Annotated in this window: 24 protein-coding genes; 12 read left to right on the forward strand and 12 right to left on the reverse strand. The window is 71.0% G+C overall.

What is annotated here, in order from left to right; translation table 11 throughout:
• Nucleotides 1-23: 23 nt before the first annotated feature.
• The 5 genes from ACIGFK_RS37505 to ACIGFK_RS37525 all read right to left on the reverse strand — a co-directional run bounded on the left by ACIGFK_RS37505 (nt 24) and on the right by ACIGFK_RS37525 (nt 3,731).
• Complete coding sequence (locus tag ACIGFK_RS37505) at nt 24-1,145, reverse strand: DUF475 domain-containing protein (RefSeq protein WP_376659782.1); 1,122 nt, start codon at nt 1,143-1,145, stop codon at nt 24-26.
• 25 nt (nt 1,146-1,170) lie between these two features.
• Nucleotides 1,171-1,746, reverse strand: coding sequence for a TerD family protein (locus ACIGFK_RS37510; RefSeq protein WP_376659783.1), 576 nt, complete (start codon nt 1,744-1,746; stop codon nt 1,171-1,173).
• Between the two features lie 199 nt (nt 1,747-1,945).
• On the reverse strand, nt 1,946-2,521 hold the full coding sequence (locus tag ACIGFK_RS37515; protein WP_376659784.1) for a TerD family protein: 576 nt from the start codon (nt 2,519-2,521) through the stop codon (nt 1,946-1,948).
• Nucleotides 2,522-2,623: 102 nt separating this feature from the next.
• Nucleotides 2,624-3,082, reverse strand: coding sequence for a peroxiredoxin (locus ACIGFK_RS37520; protein WP_400055461.1), 459 nt, complete (start codon nt 3,080-3,082; stop codon nt 2,624-2,626).
• 223 nt (nt 3,083-3,305) lie between these two features.
• Nucleotides 3,306-3,731, reverse strand: a complete 426-nt coding sequence (locus ACIGFK_RS37525) for a DUF3052 domain-containing protein (RefSeq protein WP_371678684.1) — start codon at nt 3,729-3,731, stop codon at nt 3,306-3,308.
• A 462-nt stretch (nt 3,732-4,193) separates the two neighbouring features.
• On the opposite strand from ACIGFK_RS37525, the gene aceE reads away from it, so the two are divergent.
• On the forward strand, nt 4,194-6,926 hold the full coding sequence (gene aceE, locus ACIGFK_RS37530; protein WP_376660480.1) for a pyruvate dehydrogenase (acetyl-transferring), homodimeric type: 2,733 nt from the start codon (nt 4,194-4,196) through the stop codon (nt 6,924-6,926).
• Between the two features lie 71 nt (nt 6,927-6,997).
• Nucleotides 6,998-7,783 (forward strand): potassium channel family protein, encoded by a 786-nt coding sequence (locus ACIGFK_RS37535; RefSeq protein WP_386472521.1) that lies wholly within the window; start codon nt 6,998-7,000, stop codon nt 7,781-7,783.
• On the opposite strand, the gene ACIGFK_RS37540 is transcribed toward ACIGFK_RS37535, so the two are convergent.
• Both ACIGFK_RS37540 and ACIGFK_RS37545 read right to left on the reverse strand, forming a co-directional pair.
• Nucleotides 7,764-8,144: a peptidase inhibitor family I36 protein gene (locus ACIGFK_RS37540; protein ID WP_386472518.1), complete on the reverse strand. Its 381-nt coding sequence runs from the start codon at nt 8,142-8,144 to the stop codon at nt 7,764-7,766. The two genes, ACIGFK_RS37535 and ACIGFK_RS37540, sit on opposite strands and share 20 nt — an antisense overlap.
• A gap of 209 nt (nt 8,145-8,353) precedes the next feature.
• On the reverse strand, nt 8,354-9,946 hold the full coding sequence (locus tag ACIGFK_RS37545; RefSeq protein WP_386472515.1) for an MFS transporter: 1,593 nt from the start codon (nt 9,944-9,946) through the stop codon (nt 8,354-8,356).
• Between the two features lie 119 nt (nt 9,947-10,065).
• Between ACIGFK_RS37545 and ACIGFK_RS37550 the strand changes: the two genes are divergently transcribed.
• From ACIGFK_RS37550 to ACIGFK_RS37560, 3 genes are all read left to right on the forward strand, one after another.
• Nucleotides 10,066-10,713 carry a TetR/AcrR family transcriptional regulator gene (locus ACIGFK_RS37550; RefSeq protein ID WP_400055463.1) on the forward strand — a complete coding sequence of 216 codons (648 nt, stop codon included), beginning with the start codon at nt 10,066-10,068 and terminating at the stop codon, nt 10,711-10,713.
• Nucleotides 10,714-10,876: 163 nt separating this feature from the next.
• Nucleotides 10,877-12,112: an alpha/beta hydrolase gene (locus ACIGFK_RS37555; RefSeq protein WP_400055465.1), complete on the forward strand. Its 1,236-nt coding sequence runs from the start codon at nt 10,877-10,879 to the stop codon at nt 12,110-12,112.
• A gap of 75 nt (nt 12,113-12,187) precedes the next feature.
• A complete protein-coding gene (locus ACIGFK_RS37560; RefSeq protein ID WP_386472507.1) occupies nt 12,188-13,024 on the forward strand; it encodes a DUF4429 domain-containing protein in 837 nt (278 codons plus the stop codon).
• Nucleotides 13,025-13,158: 134 nt separating this feature from the next.
• Here the strand turns inward: ACIGFK_RS37560 and ACIGFK_RS37565 are convergent, their stop codons facing one another.
• Together ACIGFK_RS37565 and ACIGFK_RS37570 are read right to left on the reverse strand one after the other, a co-directional pair.
• Complete coding sequence (locus ACIGFK_RS37565; RefSeq protein WP_400055467.1) at nt 13,159-14,178, reverse strand: aldo/keto reductase; 1,020 nt, start codon at nt 14,176-14,178, stop codon at nt 13,159-13,161.
• A complete protein-coding gene (locus ACIGFK_RS37570) occupies nt 14,175-14,558 on the reverse strand; it encodes a MerR family transcriptional regulator (RefSeq protein ID WP_376660488.1) in 384 nt (127 codons plus the stop codon). The genes ACIGFK_RS37565 and ACIGFK_RS37570 overlap by 4 nt, the downstream gene beginning before the upstream one ends.
• A gap of 79 nt (nt 14,559-14,637) precedes the next feature.
• On the opposite strand from ACIGFK_RS37570, the gene ACIGFK_RS37575 reads away from it, so the two are divergent.
• The gene (locus tag ACIGFK_RS37575) at nt 14,638-15,456 is read left to right on the forward strand and encodes a serine hydrolase domain-containing protein (RefSeq protein WP_376660495.1); all 819 of its coding nucleotides are present in this window, start codon (nt 14,638-14,640) and stop codon (nt 15,454-15,456) included.
• On the opposite strand, the gene ACIGFK_RS37580 is transcribed toward ACIGFK_RS37575, so the two are convergent.
• Nucleotides 15,453-16,109 (reverse strand): pirin family protein, encoded by a 657-nt coding sequence (locus ACIGFK_RS37580; RefSeq protein WP_376660489.1) that lies wholly within the window; start codon nt 16,107-16,109, stop codon nt 15,453-15,455. The two genes, ACIGFK_RS37575 and ACIGFK_RS37580, sit on opposite strands and share 4 nt — an antisense overlap.
• Nucleotides 16,110-16,189: 80 nt before the next feature.
• Between ACIGFK_RS37580 and ACIGFK_RS37585 the strand changes: the two genes are divergently transcribed.
• The 5 genes from ACIGFK_RS37585 (at nt 16,190) to fabF (ending at nt 21,094) form a co-directional block, all read left to right on the forward strand.
• Nucleotides 16,190-17,410 carry a PucR family transcriptional regulator gene (locus ACIGFK_RS37585; RefSeq protein WP_376660490.1) on the forward strand — a complete coding sequence of 407 codons (1,221 nt, stop codon included), beginning with the start codon at nt 16,190-16,192 and terminating at the stop codon, nt 17,408-17,410.
• An 89-nt stretch (nt 17,411-17,499) separates the two neighbouring features.
• The gene (locus ACIGFK_RS37590) at nt 17,500-18,417 is read left to right on the forward strand and encodes an ACP S-malonyltransferase (protein WP_376660491.1); all 918 of its coding nucleotides are present in this window, start codon (nt 17,500-17,502) and stop codon (nt 18,415-18,417) included.
• 19 nt (nt 18,418-18,436) lie between these two features.
• On the forward strand, nt 18,437-19,441 hold the full coding sequence (locus tag ACIGFK_RS37595) for a ketoacyl-ACP synthase III (protein WP_376660492.1): 1,005 nt from the start codon (nt 18,437-18,439) through the stop codon (nt 19,439-19,441).
• A gap of 56 nt (nt 19,442-19,497) precedes the next feature.
• Nucleotides 19,498-19,749 carry an acyl carrier protein gene (locus ACIGFK_RS37600; protein WP_386472500.1) on the forward strand — a complete coding sequence of 84 codons (252 nt, stop codon included), beginning with the start codon at nt 19,498-19,500 and terminating at the stop codon, nt 19,747-19,749.
• 79 nt (nt 19,750-19,828) lie between these two features.
• Nucleotides 19,829-21,094 (forward strand): beta-ketoacyl-ACP synthase II, encoded by a 1,266-nt coding sequence (gene fabF, locus ACIGFK_RS37605; RefSeq protein WP_376660494.1) that lies wholly within the window; start codon nt 19,829-19,831, stop codon nt 21,092-21,094.
• Between the two features lie 62 nt (nt 21,095-21,156).
• Here fabF and ACIGFK_RS37610 read toward each other — a convergent pair whose 3' ends face one another.
• Entirely contained in the window at nt 21,157-21,651 is a 495-nt protein-coding gene (locus ACIGFK_RS37610; RefSeq protein ID WP_030160508.1) for a DUF3145 domain-containing protein, read from the reverse strand.
• Between the two features lie 247 nt (nt 21,652-21,898).
• On the opposite strand from ACIGFK_RS37610, the gene ACIGFK_RS37615 reads away from it, so the two are divergent.
• On the forward strand, nt 21,899-22,795 hold the full coding sequence (locus tag ACIGFK_RS37615; protein ID WP_400055471.1) for an SGNH/GDSL hydrolase family protein: 897 nt from the start codon (nt 21,899-21,901) through the stop codon (nt 22,793-22,795).
• 99 nt (nt 22,796-22,894) lie between these two features.
• Here ACIGFK_RS37615 and ACIGFK_RS37620 read toward each other — a convergent pair whose 3' ends face one another.
• A complete protein-coding gene (locus ACIGFK_RS37620) occupies nt 22,895-25,399 on the reverse strand; it encodes a beta-glucosidase (protein ID WP_400055472.1) in 2,505 nt (834 codons plus the stop codon).
• Between the last annotated feature and the right edge of the window lie 33 nt (nt 25,400-25,432).

Raw genomic sequence — 25,432 nt, forward strand, 5'->3', positions numbered from 1 at the left:
AGCGTTCCGCATTACCGCGCCGGTCATGCCTCCGCGGCGGAACCCTCCGGTTCCAGCTCGAGCTTCTTGTTGCGCCGCACCGAGGACCAGAAGGACCAGGCGATCAGCACCACGCCGATGAGGCCGGTGATGACCTCGTTGATCTCGTACTGGATGGTGACGAGCAGGAGGACGGCGAGCGCGCCGATGGCGTAGTGCGCGCCGTGCTCCAGGTAGACGTACTCGTCGAGGGTGCCCTGGCGGACCAGGTAGACCGTCAGCGAGCGGACGTACATGGCACCGATGCCGAGGCCGAGGGCCATGAGCACGATGTCGTTGGTGATGGCGAAGGCGCCGATGACCCCGTCGAAGGAGAAGGAGGCGTCGAGGACTTCGAGGTACAGGAACATGAAGAAGGCGGCCTTGCCGGCCATGGCGACGGCCGTGACGGGCTTGCCGCTCTTCTTCGCCTCCTCCTCGGCCTCGTGCTCGGCCTCCTCCTCTTCCTCGAGCCTGTTCTCGAAGTAGCCGGAGAGGCCGCCGACGATCATGTAGGTGATCAGGCCGAGGACGCCGGAGATCAGGACGGTCTGCGCCTTGTCCACGTGGACGCCGCCGTGCTGGTGGGCCTGGGTGGCGACGGTCATCGAGGCGATGACCAGGACGATCAGCGCGACGCACGCGGACAGCATGTCGATCTTGCCGAGCTTGGCGAGCGGGCGCTCCAGCCAGGCGAGCCACTGGATCTCACGCTCCTCGAAGATGAAGTCGAGGAAGATCATCAGCAGGAACATGCCGCCGAAGGCGGCGATGGACGGGTGGGCGTCCGTGACGAGCTGCTGGTACTGCTCCTTGTCGTTCAGCGCCAGCTGAACGGCCTCGATGGGCCCGATCTTTGCGCTGATCGCAACGATGACGACGGGGAACACCAGTCGCATACCGAAGACCGCGATGAGCACGCCGACCGTGAGGAAGATCTTCTGCCAGAAGGCGTTCATCTTCTTCAGGATTCCGGCGTTGACCACCGCGTTGTCGAAGGACAGCGAGATCTCCAGGATGGTCAGGATCGCGACGATCCCGAAAGCGGTCCACCCCCCGTAGAACACCGCTGCGGCCAGACCGAGCGCAGTGACTGCGAACGACCAGCCGAAGGTTTTCAGAACCACTGGCACCCCATCGTCTTGTACGGCTTTACGAAACGTTGACCCCGAAGTCTAGAGCGATGCCCCGGAGGCCCGACGCGTACCCCTGCCCTACCGCCCGGAACTTCCATTCACCCCCGTAGCGGTAGACCTCGCCGAAGATCATCGCGGTCTCGCTGGAGGCGTCCTCGGAGAGGTCGTAGCGGGCCAGTTCCTGGCCGTCCGCCTGGTTCACCACGCGGATGAAGGCATTGCTGACCTGGCCGAAGCTCTGCCGGCGGACGTCCGCTTCGTGGATGGAGACCGGGAAGACGATCTTGTCCACCATCTCCGGCACCTTGGTGAGGTCGATGATGATCGACTCGTCGTCGCCTTCACCCTCGCCGGTGAGGTTGTCCCCGGTGTGTTCGACCGAGCCGTCGGGGCTCTTGAGGTTGTTGTAGAAGACGAAGTACTCGTCCCCGAGCACGCGGCCGCTGTTGCACAGCAGCGCGCTGGCGTCGAGGTCGAAGTCGGCTCCCGTGGTGGAGCGCGCGTCCCAACCGAGGCCGATCAGAACCCGGGTGAGGTTCGGTGCGGCCTTGGAGAGGGAGACATTGCCCCCCTTGGCGAGTGTGACGCCCATGTTGTGGTCCTCCCCGGACGACGGTGTGGCTGCGGTGGTGCGGTGACGGTGGTGCCGCGGCGGTGCGGTGGCAATGGTGCCGCGCGGTGGTGCGCCGGCTTCGGGTGCCCCCGTGGCAGCGCGTGCCCCGGCGGCGGTAAAGCCGGTCCGGCGCCGTACACACAGTGCACGGCGCCGGACGGTTGGACTGCTCGAAGGCTCAGACGTTGACGCCGAAGTCCTGCGCGATGCCGCGCAGGCCCGAGGCGTAACCCTGGCCGATGGCGCGGAACTTCCACTCCGCACCGTTGCGGTACAGCTCGCCGAAGACCATGGCGGTCTCGGTCGAGGCGTCCTCGGAGAGGTCGTAGCGGGCGAGCTCGGTGTTGTCGGCCTGGTTCACGACGCGGATGTACGCGTTGCGGACCTGGCCGAAGCTCTGCTGGCGGGCCTCGGCCTCGTAGATCGAGACGGGGAAGACGATCTTCGCGACATCGCCCGGGACGCCGGCGAGGTTCACCTTGATCGCCTCGTCGTCGCCCTCGCCCTCACCGGTGGTGTTGTCGCCGGTGTGCTCGACCGAGCCGTCGGGGCTCTTCAGGTTGTTGAAGAAGACGAAGTTCGCGTCGGTGGCGACCTTGCCCTGGTCGTTGGTCAGGATCGCGCTCGCGTCGAGGTCGAAGTCGACGCCGGTGGTGGTGCGAGCGTCCCAGCCCAGACCGACGATGACCGCCGTCAGGTTAGGCGCGGCCTTGGTCAGCGAGACGTTGCCGCCCTTGCTGAGGCTGACTCCCACTGGTCCTCCATTGGGTTCTGTGTGGGGCGGTGCCCCGTCGTGCGGTTGCAATCGGATCAACGTTTCGATCCTAGTGACGGGTTCCCGCCCCACAGGGGGTTTTTAGAGGCTGTCGAGCGCCTTGATGTACTCGTTCAGGTCCCGGGCGTCGGGCAGCCCGTTGACCACGGTCCAGCGCACGACGCCGTCCTTGTCGATGATGAAGGTGCCGCGGACCGCGCAGCCCTTCTCCTCGTCGAAGACTCCGTAGGCGCGGGAGGTCTCGCCGTGCGGCCAGAAGTCCGACAGCAGCGGGTAGTCGAAGCCCTCCTGCTCGCCGAAGACCCGCAGGGTGGGCACGGAGTCGTTGGAGACCGCGAGGAGCTGCACGTCGTCGTTCTGGAAGCGGGGGAGCTGGTCGCGCAGCTCGCACAGCTCACCCGTGCAGACGCCGGTGAAGGCGAACGGGTAGAAGAGCAGCACCACGGCCTTCTCTCCCCGGAAGTCGGCGAGCCGCACCGTCGCGCCGTGGTTGTCCTTGAGCTCGAAGTCCGGGGCCTTGTCGCCGACCTCGATCGCCATCTCTCGCATCCCTTCGTTCCCGCATCCCTGCGTTGGGCTGTTCGGGTGAGTCAAAGCCTAGGGTCTGTCGTCAAACTCCCCTCGTCGCCCGCAGGGCAGACGGGAGGTTGACGACAGACCCTAGCCCTGGGGCCCCAAGAGCCGGGAACGCACACACCCCGCCGACCGGGGGTCACCTGGTCGGCGGGGTGTGGGTGCGTCTCCGCTCGGCTGCGGGTGCGGCTCAGCGCTTGGCCTTGGCGGCCTTCGGCGTCACCAGCTTGGTAGAGGTCCACTCCTTGCCGACGGGCAGGCCCTTGGCAAGCGAGAGGCCGGCCGTCTCGGCGGCCTCGCTGATGTCGCTGGCCTCGACGTAGCCGTCACGGCCCGTCTTGGGGGTCAGCAGCAGGATCAGTGCGCCGTCCTCGACCAGCTCGGTCGCATCGACCAGGGCGTCCGTCAGATCGCCATCCTCGTCGCGGAACCACAACAGCACCGCGTCGGCGACGTCGTCGTAGTCCTCGTCGGCGAGCTCGCTGACGAGCTTCTCGACGCCGTCACGGAATTCCTGATCGACGTCGTCGTCGTAGCCGATCTCCTGGACCACCTGTTCGGACTGGAAACCCAGCCGGGCGGCCAGGCTCTCCGCGTGGTCCGCGGTCGCGCTCACGGGGTGCCTCCTGCTCATGTTCGGTGAATGTTCTTCGGCGGCGCGCGTACGCGCAGCATTGGGCGTAGTCCACACGGGAGCGGCGGATCGCGCAAGTACCCGGCCGCCGAGACCGTCGAAACGGTGACGATTGCGGCCGTCTCGCCGCAACTTTCAGCCTTCCCGCACGGACCTCTCGTGATTCATCCCACACCATTCCAGCTCATTCGGCATCGCTTGAGGACTTTCCTACCTGTTTGAGGGACGAACGGCCTTGCGAATGCGCTGTCCGGCTTGGGCGTAAGGTTGCGATCTGTCCGGTCCCGCCGCCGGTCCCGCCGCCGGCCACCCCCTACGTTTCCTGCCGACGCCAGGGGTTACCCGGTGGTACAGATGACGATCTCGGCCGAGAGTAAGACCATGGGAGGCGGCGAACCCAGTTACGGCCTACAGCACGACTTCCCCCGACAGCGAAGGAACAGCGTGGCTTCCGCATCCGATCGCAATCCGATCATCATTGGCGGCCTCCCGAGTCAGGTCCCGGACTTCGATCCGGAGGAGACGAAGGAGTGGCTCGACTCCCTGGACGCAGCGGTCGACGAACGGGGCCGTGAACGCGCCCGCTACCTCATGCTGCGGCTGATCGAGCGGGCCCGCGAGAAGCGCGTGGCCGTGCCCGAGATGCGCAGCACGGACTACGTCAACACGATCGCCACCAAGGACGAGCCGTTCTTCCCCGGCAACGAGGAGATCGAGCGCAAGGTCCTGAACGCCACCCGCTGGAACGCGGCCGTCATGGTCTCCCGCGCCCAGCGTCCGGGCATCGGCGTCGGCGGCCACATCGCCACGTTCGCCTCCTCCGCCTCCCTCTACGACGTGGGCTTCAACCACTTCTTCCGGGGCAAGGACGAGGGCGACGGCGGCGACCAGATCTTCTTCCAGGGCCACGCCTCCCCCGGCATCTACGCCCGCGCCTACCTCCTGGACCGGCTCACCGAGCAGCAGCTCGACGCGTTCCGGCAGGAGAAGTCGAAGGCTCCCTACGGCCTTTCGAGCTACCCGCACCCGCGGCTGATGCCGGACTTCTGGGAGTTCCCGACCGTTTCGATGGGCCTCGGCCCGCTCGGTGCGATCTACCAGGCCCGGATGAACCGGTACATGGAGGCGCGCGGGATCGCGGACACCTCCAAGTCCCACGTTTGGGCGTATCTCGGCGACGGCGAGATGGACGAGCCGGAGTCGCTCGGCCAGCTGTCGATCGCCGCCCGCGAGGGCCTGGACAACCTGACCTTCGTCGTGAACTGCAACCTGCAGCGCCTCGACGGCCCGGTCCGCGGCAACGGCAAGATCATCCAGGAGCTGGAGTCGCAGTTCCGCGGCGCCGGCTGGAACGTCATCAAGCTGATCTGGGACCGCTCCTGGGACCCGCTGCTGGCCCAGGACCGCGACGGCATCCTGGTCAACAAGATGAACTCCACCCCGGACGGGCAGTTCCAGACGTACGCCACCGAATCGGGTGCGTACATCCGTGAGCACTTCTTCGGCGGTGACCAGCGGCTGCGCGCGATGGTCGAGAACATGACCGACTACCAGATCCAGCACCTGGGACGCGGCGGCCACGACCACAAGAAGGTCTACGCGGCCTACGCGGCGGCCAAGGCCCACAAGGGCCAGCCGACGGTGATCCTGGCGCAGACGGTCAAGGGCTGGACGCTCGGCCCGAACTTCGAGGGCCGCAACGCGACGCACCAGATGAAGAAGCTGACGGTCGACGACCTCAAGCGCTTCCGCGACCGCCTGCACATCCCGATCACCGACCAGCAGTTGGAGAGCGGCGCCCCGCCGTACTACCACCCGGGCCGCAACTCGCCCGAGATCCAGTACATGCACGACCAGCGCAGCGCCCACGGCGGCTACGTGCCGACCCGCGTGGTGCGCGCCAAGCCGCTGCAGCTGCCGGACGACACGACGTACGCGGCCGCCAAGAAGGGCTCGGGCCAGCAGTCGATCGCCACCACGATGGCCTTCGTCCGCATCCTGAAGGACCTGATGCGGGACAAGGAGATCGGCAAGCGCTTCGTGCTGATCGCGCCGGACGAGTACCGCACCTTCGGCATGGACGCCTTCTTCCCGAGCGCCAAGATCTACAACCCGCTGGGCCAGCAGTACGAGGCGGTCGACCGCGACCTGCTGCTCGCGTACAAGGAGTCCCCGACCGGCCAGATGCTGCACGACGGCATCTCGGAGGCGGGCTGCACGGCCTCGCTGATCGCCGCGGGTTCGGCGTACGCGACGCACGGGGAGCCGCTGATCCCGGTCTACGTCTTCTACTCGATGTTCGGTTTCCAGCGCACGGGTGACCAGTTCTGGCAGATGGCCGACCAGCTGGCGCGCGGTTTCGTGCTGGGCGCGACCGCGGGCCGGACCACCCTGACGGGTGAGGGCCTCCAGCACGCGGACGGTCACTCCCAGCTGCTGGCCTCGACGAACCCGGGCTGTGTCGCCTATGACCCGGCCTACGGCTACGAGATCGCGCACATCGTGCAGGACGGTCTGCGGCGCATGTACGGGCCCGAGGCGGAGGACGTCTTCTACTACCTGACCGTCTACAACGAGCCGATCCAGCACCCGGCGGAGCCGGCGGACGTGGACGTGGACGGCATCCTCAAGGGCATCCACAAGGTGTCGACGGGGACGGCGGGCGCGATCGGGGCGCAGATCCTGGCCTCGGGCGTGGCCGTGCCGTGGGCCCTGGAGGCGCAGCGGCTGCTGGCCGAGGACTGGAACGTCCGGGCGGACGTCTGGTCGGCGACCTCCTGGAACGAGCTGCGCCGCGAGGCCGTCGAGGTGGAGGAGCACAACCTGCTCCACCCGGAGGAGGAGCAGCGCGTCCCGTACGTGACGCGGAAGCTGTCGGGTGCGGAGGGTCCGTTCGTGGCGGTCTCCGACTGGATGCGGTCGGTCCCGGACCAGATCTCGCGCTGGGTGCCCGGCACGTACACCTCGCTGGGCGCGGACGGCTTCGGCTTCGCGGACACGCGCGGTGCGGCGCGGCGCTTCTTCCACATCGACGCGCAGTCGGTGGTCCTGGCGACGCTCACCGAGCTCGCCCGGGACGGGAAGATCGACCGCTCGGTGCTGAAGCAGGCGGTGGACCGCTACCAGCTGCTGGACGTGGCGGCGGCGGACCCGGGCGCGGCCGGCGGCGACGCGTAGCTTTCACCCTTACGTGGGGGTGCCGGGACACTTGTCCCAGCACCCCTTACGTGTTCTTTACGATGCTTCGCATGAAGGAACCCTCACGTCAGGCGCGCTGGGAGCGGTGGACGCAGACCCCGCTGCTGGTCCTCGCGCTGGCCTTCGCCGTCGCGTACGCCGTGCCCATCGTGGCGCCGGACGCAGATCCGGCGGTGCACCGGGCCTGCACCCACGCGGAGTGGGCGGTGTGGGGGGCCTTCGCCCTGGACTACCTCGTACGCCTGATCCTGGCCCCGGCCCGGAAGCAGTTCGTCCGGACCCACTGGCTGGATCTGGCGGCCGTGGTGCTGCCGCTGGTCCAGCCGCTGCGGCTGCTCCGGCTGGTCGCCACCCTGATGCTGGTGGGGCGGCGGGCCCGGATGGCTCCGCAGATCCGGCTGACGACGTACGTGGCCGGGGCCGTGGTGGGGCTGCTGATGTTCGGCTCCCTGGCGGTGCTGAGCGTGGAGCGGGACGCGCCCGACGGGAACATCAAGAACCTGGGCGACGCGGTGTGGTGGTCCTTCACCACGATGACGACCGTCGGGTACGGGGACCACTCCCCCACGACGGGCATGGGCCGGGTGCTGGCCGTCGGGCTGATGCTGTCGGGGATCGCCCTGCTCGGTGTGGTTACCGCGAACATCGCGGCCTGGTTCATCGCCCGTTTCGAGCGGGACGACCAGGTGGAGCGGCTCCAGCTGGTCGCCCTCCGGGAACTCCAGGCGGAGGTACGGGCGCTGCGCGCCGAGGTCGCCCGGCTGGGCGGCGGGGAGGCCGGCCAGCCGGGTGCCCCGGCGCCGCGCGAGCCCGCTCCTAGTGCTCCCACACCTTGAAGGCCCGTACCTGGTAGGGCGACTGGGGCAGCCAGACCCCGTCGCCGGAGTAGGTCTGGAACTCGCCGGTCTCCCCGCATTCGGCCGACTGGTAGGTGGTGACGGGGCGGCCGGTGCGGTTGGCGAGGGACTGCGCGCTGGTCCCGGCGGGCAGGGCGGTGCAGCTCTCGATGTCGATGCCGCTCAGCTCGAAGGTCTGCCGCTTGCCCTTGAACTCGGCCTTCCCCCACAGGCACAGCTGGCCGGTGGCGCAGCCGCTCAGCGTCGGCGGGCCGGCCGCGTGCGCGGGGCCGGCTGTGCTGGGGATCAGGGCGGTCAGGGTCAGGGCGAGGACGGCGAAAGCGGTGTTCCACGTACGCATGACGGGTCAACTCCTTGATGACGGGCGGCACCCGGACCGTCTCCGGGGCTTCGCCGCTACCCACGCTGACCTGCGGGGACGGGCGGGCGGAAGGGGGCTCCGGCAGCTCCACCCGGATAGGCGACAGCCCCGCCGGAACCGTCCGGCGGGGCTGTCGTGCATGCGGAGTTGACGCCTCCGGGGTCGGGGAGACGGCCGGGGACGGCGGCTCAGATGTGGGCCGCGCCCGCCCCCTGGGCGGCGTTCTCGCCGCGCTTGGTGAAGCAGGCGACGACGGCGGCGAGGACCGCGACGACGCCGGCGACGGTGAAGGCGGTGCCCATGCCGTCCACGAACGTCCGGTGGGCGACGTCGGTGATCTTCTGGGCGATCTCGGCCGGGACTCCCTGGGGCACCGGGGCCATGCCGACCTGGACCCCCTTCTCGGCGAGTCCGGTCTGCTCCGGGGTGAGCGGGGGCAGCTCCGCGGCCCGCCAGTTGTCCCCGAACGAGTTGCCGACGGTGCTGGCCATGACCGCGCCGAGGACGGCTGTGCCGAGGCTTCCGCCGACCTGCATGGCGGCCTGCTGGAGCCCGCCGGCCACTCCGGACAGCTCCAGCGGGGCGTTGCCGACGATGACCTCGGTGGCTCCGACCATGACGGGCGCGAGGCCGAGGCCGAGCAGGGCGAACCAGAGCGACATCGTGAGCGTGCCGGTCTCCGGGGTGAGGCGCGCCATCCCGAAGCAGGCGGCCGCGGTGGCGACCATGCCGGCGACGAGCGGGATGCGCGGGCCGACCTTGGTGATGGCGGCGCCGGCCAGCGGCGAACCGATGATCATCATGCCGGTCAGCGGGAGCAGGTGCAGGCCGCTGTCGACGGGGCTCATCCCGTGCACGTTCTGCAGGTAGAAGGTGACGAAGAACAGGCCGCCCATGAAGGCGAAGGCCATCAGCACCATCAGAACGGCGCCCGCGGACAGCGGCAGCGAGCGGAACATGCCCAGCGGGATCAGCGGCTCGGAGACCTTGGTCTCCCAGAGCGTGAAGAGGAAGAAGCCGAGCACGGAGCCGCCGAGGAAGAGCAGCGTCCGGGAGTCGCCCCAGCCCCATTCCGCGGCCTTGATCAGGGCCCAGATGAGGGAGAACATCGCCGCCGACAGCAGCAGGATGCCGAGGACGTCGAAGGAGCGCGGGGCGTTCTCCGCCCGGTGGTCGACCAGGATGAACAGGCCGAAGAGCAGCGCGACGATCCCGACGGGCACGTTGATGAAGAACACGGACTGCCAGCTGACGTGCTCGACGAGCAGGCCGCCGACGATGGGGCCGGCCGCCGTCGAGGCGCCGATGACCATGCCCCAGATGCCGATGGCCATGTTGAGCTTCTCGGCGGGGAAGGTGGCGCGCAGCAGGCCGAGCGCGGCGGGCATCAGCAGCGCGCCGAACAGGCCCTGGGCGACGCGGAAGCCGATGACGAGCTCGACGCCGGTGGACAGGCCGATCGCGGCGGAGGACAGCCCGAAGCCCGCGATGCCCATGAGGAAGGTCTGGCGGTGGCCGAAGCGGTCGCCGAGCTTGCCCGCGGTGATCAGGGAGACCGCGAGGGCCAGCAGGTAGCCGTTGGTGATCCACTGCACCTCGGCGAGCGTGGCGCTCAGGTCCTGCTGGATCGCGGGGTTCGCGACGGCGACGATCGTGCCGTCGAGCGTGACCATCATGACGCCGATCGCCACGGCGAAGAGGGTCAGCCAGGGGTGGCCGCGCAGCCCCGAGCGGGGCGGGGCGGGGTCTGCTTCCTTGGCCAGGGTGATCTGACTAGTCATGCGGACAGGCTAGTGACAGCGACTGACACTTCACAGACGGGTCAACGAGACAGTCACTGTCAGGTCTGTCACAGGTACCCTGACCCCTCACTCAGCGTCAGAGAGGACCCCTTGCGGTGATGACCGACGCCGGAGCCGCCGGCGGACTGCGCGAGCGCAAGAAGCGGCGCACCAGGGACGCCCTGCTGCGCGCCGCTCTGCTGCTCTTCCTCGCCCAGGGGTACGAGCGGACGACCGTCGACGAGATCACCGACACCGTGGACGTGTCCCAGCGCACCTTCTTCCGCTACTTCGCGAACAAGGAGGAGGTGGCCTTCGCCGTCCAGGACCTCGTCGAGTCGCACTTCGTCGCGGCGCTGCGCTCCCGGCCGGCCGCGGAAGGCCCCTTCGAGGCGATGCGGGCGGCGGTGCTCGACGCGTGGGACACCCTCGACGAGGCCATCTCGGAGGTGGTCCCGGTCGACCTCTACATGCGCACCTACCGGATGATCGAATCGACCCCGGCGCTGCTCGCGGTCCACCTGCGGCGCTCCACGGAGCTGGAGGAGCGGGTCGCGCAGCTGATCGCGGAGCGCGAGGGGCTCGACGTCGACGCCGACGCCCGCCCCCGGGTGGCCGTCGCCGCCTTCACCGGCGTGATGAGGGTCACCGGGCGGCTCTGGGGCCAGGGCGAGGACACCAGCGTGGCCACGATCCGCCGGATGACCGAGACCTACCTCGACCAGATCGGCCCGGCCCTGTCGGCCCCTTGGCGCACACCGGTCTGACGCTCCCGCACATATCCCCCGGACTGATCAACTGCCGCCTGCCGGCGAGGCCGTGCGGTCCGGGGCCGAACGGCCTCACCGTGCTTCACACCGGCACCCGGTCGGCCGTGAGGCGCGTCACCCGGAGCCTCCTGGCGGGAAGACGTCTCATACGCTGGTCGTAGTGAACGTGCCCGGCCTCGCCCACCCCACCGCCCTCGGCGCCGACCCGCGCCCTGCCGCCCTGCGTGCCCTGCTCGCGCTCGCGGTGGTCTTCGTCCTGCTCGCGACCACCGGCTGGACGGCCGTGCACCGCCCCGAGGGCGGCACCCCGCTGCGGGCCGCCGCGCTGGCCGCCTGGGCGGGCGCCCGGGTCGACGGCCGCCCGGTCCCGCGCGCGGACGCCGACGCCCCGACCGTGGCCCACTTCTTCGCCGGCCTCGACCCCGCCCAGCGGTCCGACCTGGCCGAGAACTACCCCCTCGTCGTCGGCAACCTCGACGGCGCCCCGGCCGCGACCCGCTACCGGGCCAACCTCCTCGGCCTGCTGCAGGCCGCCAAGGTCGAGGACGCGCGCAGCCGCGACGTCGCCCTCACCCCCGCCGACCGCGCCACGGCCGTCCGCCGCTCCCACCGCTTCGCCTCGCTCGCCGAACCGGGCCGGCAGATCTTCGCCTTCGACCCGACCGGCACCGGCCTGGTGGCCGAGGTCTTCGGCGACCTCGACCGGGCCCGCCGGGTCTCGGTGATCGTCCCCGGCGTCGACACCGACGCGCTCACCTTCGAGCGCACCCAGCGCCACTTCACGGCCCCCGTCGGCATGGCCGAGTCCCTGTACGAGGCCGAGCGCGCGGCCGCGCCCGACAGCCGGACCGCGGTCATCGCCTGGGCCGGCTACACCGCCCCCACCGGGGTCGGCATGGACGCGGCCACCGGCCACATGGCCTTCGACGGCGCCGTCCGCCTGAAGGCGCTGACCGGGGCCCTGCCGGGGGACTCCAGCGTGGCCCTGTTCTGCCACAGCTACGGATCGGTGGTGTGCGGGGTCGCCGCGCACGAACTCCCCGCCCGGGTCACCGACATCGTGGTGGCGGGCAGCCCCGGCATGCGCACGCAGAACGTCGCCGGACTCCACACCGGCGCCCGGGTCTGGGCCACCCGCGACCAGGGCGACTGGATCGCCGACGTCCCGCACCTGGAGGTCGGCGGGCTCGGCCACGGCGCCGACCCGGTCTCCCCCGACTTCGGTGCGCGGCTCCTGTCCTCGGCCGGGGCCAAGAGCCACACCGGCTATTTCACGCCAGGCACGGACTCGCTGCACAACTTCGCCGAGGTCGGAACCGGCACTTTCGGTTCCATCATCTGCGCGACCGGGGCAGACGCCTGCGGACGCGGAGTCTCCGGGGCGGAGCAGGACTGACGCACGCGGAGCACCGGAAAACGGGCCCCGCAGCGAGGGGGACGCACGGGGGCGCCTCCCTTTACGATGTGCCGCATGGGTGACGTACTGGCCGGAAACCATGCCGTCTGGGAGTTCGACTCGGACTCGGTGCTCATCCGCTTCGCACGGGGGATGCGAACGCCAAGGCTCTTTCACGCCGTCGGCCCGCGCCGGATCCCCTTCGAAGCGGTGTCCGGGGTGGCCTTGACCCCCGGGAAGCGGGACACGGTGGTGCTGCGCGCCGTCCCGCGGCCGGGCGCGGATCCGCTGGTCGAGGCCGCCGCGGGGCAGCTGCGGGAGGTCTGCGACCCGTACCGGCTGGTCCTGCCGGGCGAACGGGCCCCGCAGGCCGCAGCCTTCGCCGACGCCCTGCTGTCCCGGCTGGGTCCGGACCGGGCGGAGCCGGCCGAGCGGTTCCTGGTCGGCGTGCCGCGGCCGCCGCTGCTGCTGAAGGCGTACGACGCGCGGGTGGGCTTCGACGGGTCCGCGATCACCTTCCACTGGTCCCGTACGGGTGCCACGAGCACCAAGTGGAAGGCGTGCGACCAGCGTTATCCGCTGTCCGCGCTCACGGGCGTGGAGTGGCGCTCCCCCGAAGGACCCGGCGGGCACCTGCGGCTGCTGCTGCGGGACGCCGCCGGGGATCCCCGGCCGGACCACGACCTGGCGGCGGCCGTGTTCGGGATGGGCTACGGGGCGGTGCACGAGTCGCTGCCGTTCGCGGCGGCCGTGCTCGCCGCGGTGCGGGGGCGGGCCGCGGTGTCGTCGGTGCCCCGCGCGCGGGACTCCGGCGAGCGGCTCCACCACCTGAGCGAGCTCCACAGTGCGGGGCTGCTGACGGACGCCGAGTACGCGGCGCTGCGGGATCGTTTCACCACGGAGCCCTTGTAGGCGGAGCCGCTGCGCGGGGCCGTCCCCTACCCGCCCTTCCACCGTTCCCCGGGGCTCCCCCCGGACCCCGCGCCTCAAACGCCGGCGAGGCTGGATCTTCCAGCCCCCGGCAGCGGCGCCGCGGCCGAACGGGGTCAGGACTCGCGGACCACCGAGGTGAAGGTCATGTCCGGGTAGCGGTCCCCCGCGACGCCCGCGGCGATCGGCTCCAGCAGGGCCAGTTCCGCCGCCGTCAGGGTGATCCCCACAGCCGCCGTGTTCTCGCGGAGGCGCGCCGGCTTGCGGGTGCCCGGGATCGGGATCACCGTCAGGCCGTGCACCTGCGCCCGCTGCTGCACCCACGCCAGGGCGATCTGCGCCGGGGTGGCGCCGTGCTCGGCCGCCACCTCCCGGATCGGGGCCAGCAGCGCCGCGTTGGCCTTCGCGTTGTCGCCGCTGAACCGCGGCTGGCGGAGCCGGAAGTCGCCCTCCGACAGCTCGGCGGCCGCGTCCACGAACGCCCCCGCCAGGAAGCCCCGCCCCAGCGGCGAGTACGGCACGAAGGCCACGCCCAGCTCCGCCGCCGCGCCGACCGCGCTGCGCTCCACGTCCCGGCTGAAGAGCGACCACTCCGACTGGAGGGCCGCGATCGGGTGGATCGCGTGGGCCTCCCGCAGCTCCGCGCCGGTCACCTCGCTGAGCCCGAGCCGGCGGACCTTGCCCTCGGCCACCAGCTCCGCCATCTCCCCCACCGACTCGGACAGCGGCACGGCCGGGTCGCGCCGGTGCATGTAGTACAGGTCGATGACGTCCGTGCCGAGCCGGCGCAGGCTGCCCTCGACGGCCCGGCGGATGTAGGTGCGCTCGTTGCGGATGCCCCGGTACGCCGGGTCCTCGTTGCGCTCGATGCCGAACTTCGTGGCGAGGGTGATCTCGTCGCGGTGCGCGGCCACGAACGGGGCGAGGAACTCCTCGTTCTTCCCCTGCCCGTAGACGTCCGCCGTGTCGATGAGGGTCACCCCGGCGGCCAGCGCCGCGTCCAGCGTCTCGCGGGCCGCGGCCTCGTCGGTGGCCCCGTAGTGCTCGCTCATGCCCATGCAGCCGAGGCCCTGGACGCCGACCAGCGGCCCGCCCTTGCCGAGCTCGACCTGATCGATCTTCTTCTGCTCCGTCATGACCGTGCCTTCCCCGAGTAAATGCCGATCTTGTAGTCCAGTACCGCGAGCGCGTCGGTCAGCTCCGTGAGCCGCGCCCGCACCTCGCTCCGCGTCCGTTCCAGCAGCGCGCGCCGCTCGTCGAACGTGTGGTCGCCCTCCCGCACCAGCTCCGCGTAGCGGACCATGTCCGCCACCGACATCCCGGTGGCGCGCAGCTTGCCCACGAAGGACAGCCAGTGGAGGTCCTGGTCGCTGAAGCGGCGCTGCCCCGAATGGGAGCGGTCGACGTGCGGCATCAGTCCGATCCGCTCGTACCAGCGCAGGGTGTGCTGGGTCAGACCGGTGCGGGCCTCGACCTCGCTGATCGTGTACCGCGTCTGCGTCAGGCTCTGGCTCATGGCCCCCACGCTAAAACCCTTGAGTGCACTCCAAGCAAGTAGGCTCGGCGGCATGGAGAGCGTGGAGGGCGTCAACAGCATGGAAAGCCTGCGGATCATCGAGACCTGGCCGGTGGAGACCGCCGCGGCGGCCGTCGTGCGCGCCGACGGGAGCCTGGCCGGTTCCCACGGGCCCGTCGGCCACCGCTTCCCGCTGGCCTCGGTGACCAAGCCGCTCACCGCGTACGCCGCCCTCGTCGCGTACGAGGAGGGGGCCGTCGAGCTGGACGAGCCGGCCGGGCCCGAGGGGTCGACGGTCCGTCACCTCCTCGCGCACACCAGCGGCCTGGCCTTCGACGAGCACCGAGTGACGGCCCCGCCCGGGGACCGCCGGCTGTATTCGAACGCCGGTTTCGAGGTGCTCGGCGACCACATCGCCAAGGCCACCGGGATCCCCTTCGCCGAGTACCTGCACCAGGCCGTCTTCGAGCCGCTCGGCATGACCTCCAGCAGCCTGGAGGGCTCCCCCGCCAAGGACGGCGTCTCCACCGTGGCCGACCTGCTGCGGTTCGCCGCCGAGCTGCAGGCGCCCCGGCTCCTCGACGTCCGCACGGTCGCGGAGGCCACCTCCGTCGTCCATCCCGGCCTCAAGGGCGTCCTGCCGGGGTACGGCCACCAGTCCCCCAACGACTGGGGGCTCGGCATGGAGATCCGCGACGGCAAGTCCCCGCACTGGACGGGCGCTTCCTCCTCGCCGCGCACCTTCGGCCACTTCGGCCAGTCGGGCACCTTCCTGTGGGTGGACCCGGACGCCCGCGCGGCGTGCGTGGCGCTCACGGACCGCGCCTTCGGCCCGTGGGCCGTCGCGGCGTGGACCCCGTTCACCGACGCGGTCCTGGCCGAACTGCGGTCCCGCTAAGCGGGAAGTTCCAGGATCAGCAGCTCCCCCGGGGAACCCGCGGTGACCTCCAGGCCCTTCTCGCCGGTGATCCGCACCGAGTCCCCGGGGCCGAGCTCCGCGCCGTCCAGGCGAAGGTCCCCGCGGACCACGTGCAGGTAGACCCGCTCCGCCTCCGGTACGGGGACCCGCTCCCCCGCGCCCGGCCGCCGGACGTGGAGTACGGCGCCGGCCGCGGGGATCCCGTACGGCGTGGCGTCGTCGATGTCCGCGACCACCTCGTACGAGGGCTCCCCTCCGGCGGCGAGGGGCGCGAGCCAGATCTGCACGAAGCGCAGTCGCTGCGCGCCGTCGTTGCGCTCGACGTGCCGCGCCCCTGAACCCGCGCTGAGCCGCTGGACGTCCCCGGGGCGGACCACGCCCTGCTCTCCGGTGCTGTCCTGGTGGGTGAGCTCGCCCTCGACGACCCAGGTGACGATCTCGGTGTGGCTGTGCGGGTGCTCGTCGAATCCGGCGCCCGGGGCGAGGGTCTCCTCGTTGCAGGCCAGGACGGGTCCGAAGCGCAGGTTGTCCGGGTCGTAGAAGGACCCGAAGGAGAAGGCGTGGCGGCTGGTGATCCCGGCGTCCGGGTCCCCGCCCTCGTACCGGTCCGTACCGCGGCGCACATCAATCATGGGGGCCACGGTAGCGCCGGGGCGGCGCCGGGCACGGGACCGGACTCCGCGCAGCCCCGTCGATAAGGCAGTCTTGTCACGTGCCCCAACCCGAACGTGAGCATTCCCCCGCGACACAGGCCGCGCATCCCGCGGCTCCCGCCCATCCGCACGCCGCGACGCTGCGCCGGCTGGAGAAGTCCTCCGGCAGACTCGCCGCGAACGCGATCGCGCGCATGGACGAGACCCTGCCGTGGTACCGGGCGATGCCCCCGGAGAACCGGTCCTGGATCGGCCTGGTCGCGCAGGCCGGCATCGCCGCGTTCACGGAGTGGTTCCGGCACCCCGAGACCCCCCAGGCGATCTCGACCGACGTCTTCGGGACGGCTCCGCGCGAGCTGACCCGGGCGATCACGCTGCGCCAGACGGTGGAGATGGTCCGCACCACGATCGAGGTCATGGAGGCCGCGATCGAGGAGGTGGCGGCGCCGGGCGACGAGTCGATCCTGCGCGAGGCGCTGCTGGTGTACGCCCGGGAGATCGCCTTCGCGACGGCCCAGGTGTACGCGCAGGCCGCCGAGGCCCGCGGCGCGTGGGACGCCCGGCTGGAGTCCCTCGTCGTCAACGCGGTGCTGTCCGGCGAGGCCGACGAGGGTGCGCTGTCGCGTGCGGCGGCGCTCGGCTGGAACTCCCCGGAGCACGTGTGCGTGGTGCTCGGCACCGCGCCCGAGGGGGACAGCGAGCTGACGGTCGAGGCGATCCGGCGTGCGGCCCGCCACCACAAGCTCCAGGTCCTGACGGGCGTGCTGGGCGACCGCCTGGTCGTCATCGCGGGCGGCAGCGACAACCCGCTGCAGGTCGCGAAGTCCCTGATCGGGCCGTTCGCGGCGGGTCCGGTCGTGGCCGGCCCGGTGGTGCCCGACCTGCTGAACGCGACGAAGTCGGCGCAGGCCGCGGCGGCCGGGCTGAAGGCCTGCACGGCGTGGCAGGACGCCCCGCGGCCGGTGCTGGCGGACGATCTCCTGCCGGAACGCGCCATCGCCTCGGATCCCGCTGCCCGCGAGCAGCTGGTGGAGGAGATCTACAGACCGCTGGAGGAAGCGGGGTCGGCGCTGCTGGAGACGCTGAGCGTCTACCTGGAGCAGGCGAGCAGTCTCGAAGGGGCCGCCCGCATGCTGTTCGTGCACCCCAACACGGTGCGCTACCGGCTCCGACGTGTGACCGACGTCACCGGATGGTCGCCGTCGGATGTCCGCTCGGCGTTCACGCTGCGGATCGCCCTGATTCTGGGGCGCCTGGCCGACGGGGATCCTCAGTCCTAGACTTTTGTCGGACATCAACAATTACCCCGACCGTTCTTGGTCCCTGTCCCCACGGGCGGCAGGGACCATCCACAAGAGAGAGTGTGAGGGTGCTCGTACTCGTCGCTCCCGGCCAAGGCGCTCAGACGCCCGGCTTCCTGACTCCCTGGCTGGACCTTCCCGGTGCCGCCGACCGCGTTGCCGCGTGGTCCGACGCCATCGGGCTGGACCTTGCCCACTACGGCACGAAGGCTGACGCCGACGAAATCCGCGACACGGCGGTGGCCCAGCCACTGCTGGTCGCCGCGGGTCTGCTGTCCGCGTCCGCCCTGGGTTCGACCGCTGCTTTCGGAGCCGTCTCCGGTCACAGCGTCGGTGAGATCACCGCCGCCGCGGTCGCGGGCGTGCTGTCCGAGGCCGACGCGCTGTCGTTCGTACGGACGCGCGGCCTCGGCATGGCGGAGGCCGCCGCGGTCACCGAGACCGGCATGGCAGCGGTCCTCGGTGGCGACCGCGACGTGGTCGTCGCCCACCTGGAGAAGCTGGGCCTGACCCCGGCCAACATCAACGGAGCGGGCCAGATCGTGGCCGCCGGCACCATGGAGCAGATCGCTGCCCTGGAGGCCGAGAAGCCCGAGGGCTCCATGAAGGTCGTCGCCCTCAAGGTCGCGGGCGCCTTCCACACGCACCACATGGCCCCGGCGGTCGCCACGCTGGAGGAGGCCGCCAAGGCCCTCTCCCCGGCGGACCCGGCGCTGAAGTACGTCTCCAACAAGGACGGCGCCGTCGTCTCCTCGGGTGCCGACGTCGTCGCCCGCCTGGTCGGCCAGGTCGCGAACCCGGTCCGCTGGGACCTGTGCATGGAGACGTTCGGCGAGCTGGGCGTCACAGGAATCATCGAGCTCTGCCCCGGCGGCACCCTCACGGGCCTGGCCAAGCGCGCGCTGAAGGGCGTTCCGAGCGTGGCCCTGAAGACGCCGGACGATCTCGACAAGGCCGCGGCGCTCGTCGCCGAGCAGTCGGCCTGAGCGAAGGAGCCCACACAGCATGTCCAAGATCAAGCCGGCCAAGGGCTCCCCGTACGCCCGCATCCTCGGTGTCGGCGGTTACCGCCCGGCCCGTGTGGTGCCCAACGACGTCATCCTCGAGACGATCGACTCCTCCGACGAGTGGATCCGTTCCCGGTCCGGCATCGCGACGCGACACTGGGCTTCGCCCGAGGAGACCGTCGCCGCGATGTCGGTGGAGGCCTCCGGCAAGGCGCTGGCCGACGCCGGCGTCTCGCCCGAGCAGATCGGTGCGGTGATCGTCTCGACGGTCTCGCACTTCAAGCAGACCCCGGCCGTCGCGACCGAGATCGCGCACCGGGTCGGTGCCGTCAAGCCGGCCGCCTTCGACATCTCCGCCGGCTGCGCCGGGTTCGGCTACGGCCTGACCCTGGCCAAGGGCATGGTCGTCGAGGGCTCGGCGGAGTACGTGCTCGTCATCGGTGTGGAGCGGCTGTCGGACCTGACCGACCTGGAGGACCGCGCGACGGCCTTCCTGTTCGGCGACGGTGCCGGCGCCGTGGTCGTCGGTCCCTCGGACGAGCCGGCCATCGGCCCCACGGTGTGGGGTTCGGAGGGCGACAAGTCCGAGACCATCAAGCAGACCGTGCCGTGGGACGAGTACCTCGGCAAGGACGGCGGCGAGAAGTTCCCGGCCATCACGCAGGAGGGTCAGGCGGTCTTCCGCTGGGCCGTCTTCGAGATGGCCAAGGTGGCCCAGCAGGCGCTCGACGCCGCCGGGATCACCGCGGACGACCTGGACGTCTTCATTCCGCACCAGGCAAACATGCGGATCATCGACTCGATGGTGAAGACTCTGAAGCTGCCGGAGCACGTGACGGTCGCCCGTGACGTGGAGACCACCGGCAACACCTCGGCCGCCTCGATTCCGCTCGCAATGGAGCGGCTCCTGGCGACCGGAGCGGCGAAGAGCGGCGACACCGCGCTCGTCATCGGCTTCGGGGCGGGACTCGTCTACGCCGCGACGGTCGTTACCCTCCCCTAGGGCCGGGATCCGTTCCCGGTCCTGTTCCACCTCAGTAGCTATAGAAGGAGCGCCACATGGCCGCCACGCAGGCAGAGATCGTCGAGGGTCTCGCGGAGATCGTCAACGAGATCGCGGGCATCCCGGTCGAGGACGTCGAGATCGACAAGTCCTTCACCGACGACCTGGACGTCGACTCGCTGTCCATGGTCGAGGTCGTCGTCGCCGCCGAAGAGCGCTTCGACGTCAAGATCCCGGACGAGGACGTCAAGAACCTCAAGACGGTCGGCGACGCTGCCGACTACATCCTGAAGCACCAGGCCGCCTGAGCCTGACGAGCGTTTGTCGCCACCCGGCGGTGGCGCCGTGACAATTCAGCACCCCCTGAGACGTGGAGAAAGAATTCCTGTGAGCCCGACCAATCGCACCGTGGTCGTCACCGGTATCGGCGCAACCACTCCGCTGGGTGGCGACAGCGCTTCGACCTGGGAAGGTCTGCTTGCCGGCCGTTCCGGCGTGAAGCCCCTGGAGGGCGAGCGCTTCGCCGAACTCCCGGTCCGCATCGCCGCCCCGGTCGCCGTGGACCCGAGCGAGGTCCTGCCCCGCCCCCTGGCCCGCAAGCTGGACCGCTCGGCGCAGTTCGCCGTCATCGCGGCCCGCGAGGCCTGGGCCGACGCGGGTTACACCGCTCCGGCCGGCGAGGACGAGTCCATCGTCCCCGAGCGCCTGGGCACCGTCATCGCCTCCGGTATCGGCGGCGTGACGACCCTGCTCGACCAGTACGACGTACTGAAGGAAAAGGGTGTGCGCCGGGTCTCCCCGCACACCGTCCCGATGCTCATGCCGAACGGCCCCTCGGCCAACGTCGGCCTGGAGGTCAACGCCCGTGCGGGCGTGCACACTCCGGTCAGCGCCTGCGCCTCCGGCGCCGAGGCCATCGGCTACGCCGTCGAGATGATCCGTACCGGCCGTGCCGACGTGGTCGTCGCGGGCGGCACCGAGGCGGCGATCCACCCGCTGCCGATCGCCGCGTTCGCCAACATGATGGCGATGTCCAAGAACAACGAGAGCCCGACCACGGCCTCCCGCCCGTACGACAAGGCCCGTGACGGCTTCGTGCTGGGCGAGGGCGCCGGCGTGGTGATCCTGGAGTCCGCGGAGCACGCCGCCGCGCGTGGCGCCCGCGTCTACTGCGAGGTGCTGGGCCAGGGCCTGTCCGCGGACAGCCACCACATCGCGCAGCCGGAGCCGACGGGCCGCGGTGTCGCTGCCGCCGTGCAGAACCTGCTCGACAACACGGGCCTCGACCCGGCCGAGCTGGTCCACCTCAACGCGCACGCCACGTCCACCCCGCAGGGTGACACGGCCGAGCTGAAGGCCCTGCGCAAGGTTCTGGGCGACGACCTCGACCACATCGCGATCTCCGCGACCAAGTCGATGACCGGTCACCTGCTCGGCGGCGCCGGCGGCATCGAGACCGTCGCGACCGTGCTGGCCCTGTACCACCGGCTGGCCCCGCCGACGATCAACATCGACGACCTGGACGACGAGATCGACGCGGACATCGTGCGCGGCGAGCCGCGCAAGCTGCCGGCCGACGGCCCGATCTCCGCGATCAACAACTCCTTCGGCTTCGGCGGTCACAACGTGACGCTCGCCTTCCGCAGCGTGTGACGTAAGGACGTGAAGAAGGGGCCCCGCCCGGCGAATGCCGGGCGGGGCCCCTTCTTCACGTCCTAGACCACCTGGTGGAGCCAGCGGACCGGGGCGCCCTCGCCCGCGTAGCGGAAGGGCTCCAGTTCGTCGTCCCAGGGCTTGCCGAGCAGCTTGGCGATCTCCGCCTCCAGGTCGGTCTCGCCGCGCGCCGACCTGGCGAGGGCGGCGCGCAGCCGGTCCTCCGGGATGAGGATGTCGCCGTGCATGCCGGTGACGGCGTGGAAGATGCCCAGTTCCGGGGTGGAGCTGTAGCGCTCGCCCTCGGCGGTCGGGCAGGGTTCCGCGGTCACTTCGAAGCGCAGCAGGTGCCAGCCGCGCAGCGCGGAGGCGAGCTTCGAGGCGGTGCCCGCTTCGGCCTGCCAGGAGAACTCGGCTCTCCAGGTGCCGGGGGAGGCGGGCTGACGGATCCAGTCGAGGTTCACCCGCACCCCGAGCACGCCCGCTACAGCCCATTCCACGTGCGGGCAGAGCGCGCGCGGTGCGGAATGCACGTACAGAACTCCACGTGTCGTCACCGGGACCTCCAGTGTGGGACGAGGTCGGGAATAAACTCCAGAAAACGGACAGTATGTGACGTGATGTAATGTAACGGAAATTATTTGACATTGCGCTACGGGACTTGCGGCCGAAACGCCACGGGAAAAAGCTACCGTGCGCCAGGGGTCGTGGTGTGACGTACGGTCGCTCCGAGGCCCGCAAACGCAGAGCTTTCACTCAGCAGGACCCCCGGACGACGCGGGGCGACGAGGAGGGGACCTTCCCATGCGCACCACCCCCGCACGCCGCCGCGCGCGCCGCGCACTCGCGGGCGCGGGCGCGACGGCCGTGCTGCTGGCCGGCGCGATGACCGGGTGCAGCCCGGGCGGGTCGGACGGCGGGGGCGGGCGGGAGGGCCGGGCCGGGCCGCGCTGGAACACGGCGCCCGCGTCCATCGCGGCGGTGGGCGACTCGATCACCCGTGGTTTCGACGCCTGTTCGGTGCTGGCCGACTGCCCGGAGGTCTCCTGGGCCACGGGCAACGACCCCGCGGTGCGCTCCCTCGCCGCGCGCCTCATCGGGGACGTCGAGGCCTCGGGGCGCAGCTGGAACTTCGCGGTGACCGGCTCGCGGATGGCGGACCTGCCGGGACAGCTGGCCGAGGCCGCCGGACACAAGCCCGACCTGGTCACGGTCATGGTCGGCTCGAACGACGCCTGTCGGCCCACGGCTTCGTCGATGACGCCGGTGGCGCAGTTCCGGGCCGGTTTCGAGCAGGCCCTCGCCGGGCTGCGGGCCGCCTCGCCCGCCTCACAGGTCTACGTCTCTAGCGTGCCGGACCTCCAGCGGCTGTGGGAGCAGGGCAAGGACAGCCCGATGGTCCGGCAGATCTGGAAGCTGGGGATCTGCCAGTCGATGCTCGCCGATCCGCTGTCCGCGGGCTCCGGTGCGAAGGCCCGGCGCGAGCAGGTGCGGGCGCGGGTGGTGGAGTACAACGAGGTGCTGCGCGAGGTCTGCTCGAAGGACGCGCTGTGCCGTTACGACGGCGGCGCGGTGTTCCAGTACCCCTTCTCGGCGGATCAGTTGAGCCGCTGGGACTGGTTCCATCCGGGCAAGGACGGGCAGGCGCGGCTCGCGGAACTGGCGCACCGACAGGTGACGGCCGCGGAACCGCCGCGTTGACGCTCGTATGAACGAAGGACCGGGGGCAGGCGTCAGGACCTTCCCCCGGTCCGGCTCCTCATCCACCCCAACAGGGGTGATTTCCGGCCATACGGCGTGTCACGCGAGGTCGAGCGTCGCGCTCAGCCGGGTGTCGCCGTGCGAGTGGCTCGCGCGGACCTCGTAGGTGCCGCCGATCCGCTGCCAGCCGCGGGCCTCCTCGTCCCAGATCTCGAAGGCCCGGGCGGGCAGGGCGATCTCGGTCTCGACGCTCTCGCCGGGGCCCGCCTCGACCCCCGCGAAGGCGGCCAGCCAGCTCGCCGGGCGCTCCACGGAATCGGCGGTGGGGGCCAGGTAGATCTGCACGACCTCGCGGCCCGGCCGGGTGCCGGTGTTGGTGAGGCGCACCCGGGCGGTGTCGGGGGTGACCTCCAGGGACTCGTACGACCAGTCGGTGTAGCCGAGGCCGTGCCCGAAGGGGAAGGCCGGCTCGACCGACTGCGCCTCGTAGCCCCGGTAGCCGATGAACAGGCCCTCGGTGTACTCCAGCCGCCCCTCGGTGGGGACGACCTCGGTGACGGGCGCGTCGGCGAAGCGGGCGGGCCAGGTGGTGGGCAGGCGCCCGCCCGGCTCCTTGTCCCCGAGGAGGACGTCGGCGAGCGCGGCCCCGCCCTCCTGCCCGGGGAACCAGGCCAGGAGCACGGCGGCGACGTCCTCGCGCCACGGGAGCTCCACCGGGGAGCCCGCGTTGACGACGACCACGGTGTTCGGGTTGACGGCGGCGACGGCGCGCACCAGGTCGTCCTGACGGCCCGGGAGCACGAGGTCGGTGCGGTCGTAGCCCTCGGACTCCACCCGCTCGGTGGTGGCGACCACGACGACGGCGGTGTCGGCGGCGCGGGCCGCCTCGACGGCCTCGGCGATCAGCTCGTCGGCGTCGCGCCGCGGGCCGAGGTGGAGCAGCGAGAACATGACGGCCCGCATCGGGAGCCCGCTGGTGTCGGGGACCTGATAGGTCAGCGACACCTCGACGGGCACGCCCTCGGTGAGGGTGAGGCGGGTCCGCTCGCTCGGGGCGCCGAAGAAGGCCTCGAAGGGGTCGGCCTCGTTGCCCATCTCCTGGACGCCCTCCCAGCGCCGCTCGCCGTCGACGGCGAGGGCGAAGGCGCCGAGGCCTCGGGTGCCGAAGGCGTGCTCGCCGCTCTCGCGCGGCAGGAAGGTGCCGGTGACCTCGATGCTCGCCATGTTCGCGTACGTGGCACCGGCGGGCAGGTCGTCGCCGATCCACTGGACCTGGCCGGTCGGCAGGCTGCCCTCGCCGACGACCGTTCCGGAGGCGTCGCGGCAGATCGCACGGAGCTCGAAGCCCTTGTCGGCGGGGGTCAGTTCGTCGGACGGGTCGGCGCCGACGGTGAAGGTCAGGGCCCCTTCCGGGAGGGCGGCGGAGAGCCCGTCGAGCGGGGAGACGAGCCGCTCGGGGAAGACGGTGGCGGAGCCGCCGCCGAGGATGCGGGCGTCGCGGGCGGCCGCTCCGCTGAGGGCCACGGTGCCGCCGGAGGTGCCGTCGAGCGGCAGTGTGCCGTTCTCGTTGCGTACGAGGACGAAGCCGCGGGCGGCGAGCTCGCGGGCCAGGGCCTGGCCGTCGATCGCGGCCGGGAGCTCCTCGACCACGGCGGGGACGCCCTCCAGGGCGCCGACGCGGGCGGCGAGGCGGAGCACGTTGCGCACGGCGGCGTCGACGGCCGACTCGGGGACCTCCCCGGCGCGGACGGCTTCGGCGAGGGCGGGTCCGTAGACGGTCTGCGGGCCGGGCATGGCCACGTCCAGGCCGCCGAGGATGTCCCCGGTGGTGGAGCGGGCGGCCATCCAGTCGGACACGTTGCAGCCGTCGAAGCCCCATTCGGCGCGCAGGACTTCGTTGACGAGGTACTGGTGCTCGGTCATCGTCGTGCCGTTGACCCGGTTGTAGGCGGTCATGATGCCCCAGGGGCGGGCGCCCTCGACGATGGCCTCGAAGGGCGCCAGGTAGAGCTCGCGCAGCGGGCGCGGGGCGATGACGCTGTCGACGGTGAACCGCTCGGTCTCGGCGTCGTTGCCGACGAAGTGCTTGACGGTGGTGCCGACCCCGCCGTCCTGGACGCCGTTCACGTAGCCGCTGCCGACGGCGCCGGTGAGGTAGGGGTCCTCGGAGTAGCACTCGAAGTGCCGGCCGCCGAGCGGGGAGCGGTGCAGGTTGACGGTGGGGGCGAGGAGGACGTGGACGCCCTTGCGGCGGGCCTCCTGGGCGAGGAGCCGGCCGGCCCGGCGGGCGAGCTCCGGATCCCAGGCGGCGGCGAGCGCGGTGGGCGAGGGCAGCGCGATGGACGGGTCGTCGGCGGTCCAGCGCACGCCGCGGACCCCGATGGGGCCGTCGGACATGACCAGGGACTTCAGCCCGATCTCGGGGATCTCGGGCAGGGTCCACATGTCCTGCCCGGCGAGCAGGCGGGCCTTGGTGTCGAGATCCAGCTTGTCCAGGGCCGCTTCCACGGCGTCTTCACGGATCTGCTCGCGGGCCTGATCGGCATCGGTCACGGCCGTGCCTCCTCGTCGATTGCGGTGCGGGTGCGGTGCGGTGCCCCCCATCGTGGACCCGTTCCCTGTTGAACGGTAGGGTTT

This window comes from Streptomyces sp. NPDC085524, assembly GCF_044541755.1.
In the GTDB taxonomy this organism is placed as follows: Bacteria; Actinomycetota; Actinomycetes; order Streptomycetales; family Streptomycetaceae; genus Streptomyces.

Bases quoted from the DNA above. Each gene is read 5' to 3' on its own strand.
- ACIGFK_RS37510 (WP_376659783.1), bottom strand. From the start codon at position 1,746: ATGGGCGTCACACTCGCCAAGGGGGGCAATGTCTCCCTCTCCAAGGCC.
- ACIGFK_RS37520 (WP_400055461.1), bottom strand. From the start codon at position 3,082: ATGGCGATCGAGGTCGGCGACAAGGCCCCGGACTTCGAGCTCAAGGAC.
- ACIGFK_RS37535 (WP_386472521.1), top strand. From the start codon at position 6,998: ATGAAGGAACCCTCACGTCAGGCGCGCTGGGAGCGGTGGACGCAGACC.
- ACIGFK_RS37540 (WP_386472518.1), bottom strand. From the start codon at position 8,144: ATGCGTACGTGGAACACCGCTTTCGCCGTCCTCGCCCTGACCCTGACC.
- ACIGFK_RS37545 (WP_386472515.1), bottom strand. From the start codon at position 9,946: ATGACTAGTCAGATCACCCTGGCCAAGGAAGCAGACCCCGCCCCGCCC.
- ACIGFK_RS37550 (WP_400055463.1), top strand. From the start codon at position 10,066: ATGACCGACGCCGGAGCCGCCGGCGGACTGCGCGAGCGCAAGAAGCGG.
- ACIGFK_RS37560 (WP_386472507.1), top strand. From the start codon at position 12,188: ATGGGTGACGTACTGGCCGGAAACCATGCCGTCTGGGAGTTCGACTCG.
- ACIGFK_RS37565 (WP_400055467.1), bottom strand. From the start codon at position 14,178: ATGACGGAGCAGAAGAAGATCGATCAGGTCGAGCTCGGCAAGGGCGGG.
- ACIGFK_RS37570 (WP_376660488.1), bottom strand. From the start codon at position 14,558: ATGAGCCAGAGCCTGACGCAGACGCGGTACACGATCAGCGAGGTCGAG.
- ACIGFK_RS37575 (WP_376660495.1), top strand. From the start codon at position 14,638: ATGGAAAGCCTGCGGATCATCGAGACCTGGCCGGTGGAGACCGCCGCG.
- ACIGFK_RS37580 (WP_376660489.1), bottom strand. From the start codon at position 16,109: ATGATTGATGTGCGCCGCGGTACGGACCGGTACGAGGGCGGGGACCCG.
- ACIGFK_RS37595 (WP_376660492.1), top strand. From the start codon at position 18,437: ATGTCCAAGATCAAGCCGGCCAAGGGCTCCCCGTACGCCCGCATCCTC.
- ACIGFK_RS37600 (WP_386472500.1), top strand. From the start codon at position 19,498: ATGGCCGCCACGCAGGCAGAGATCGTCGAGGGTCTCGCGGAGATCGTC.
- ACIGFK_RS37615 (WP_400055471.1), top strand. From the start codon at position 21,899: ATGCGCACCACCCCCGCACGCCGCCGCGCGCGCCGCGCACTCGCGGGC.
- ACIGFK_RS37620 (WP_400055472.1), bottom strand. From the start codon at position 25,399: ATGGGGGGCACCGCACCGCACCCGCACCGCAATCGACGAGGAGGCACG.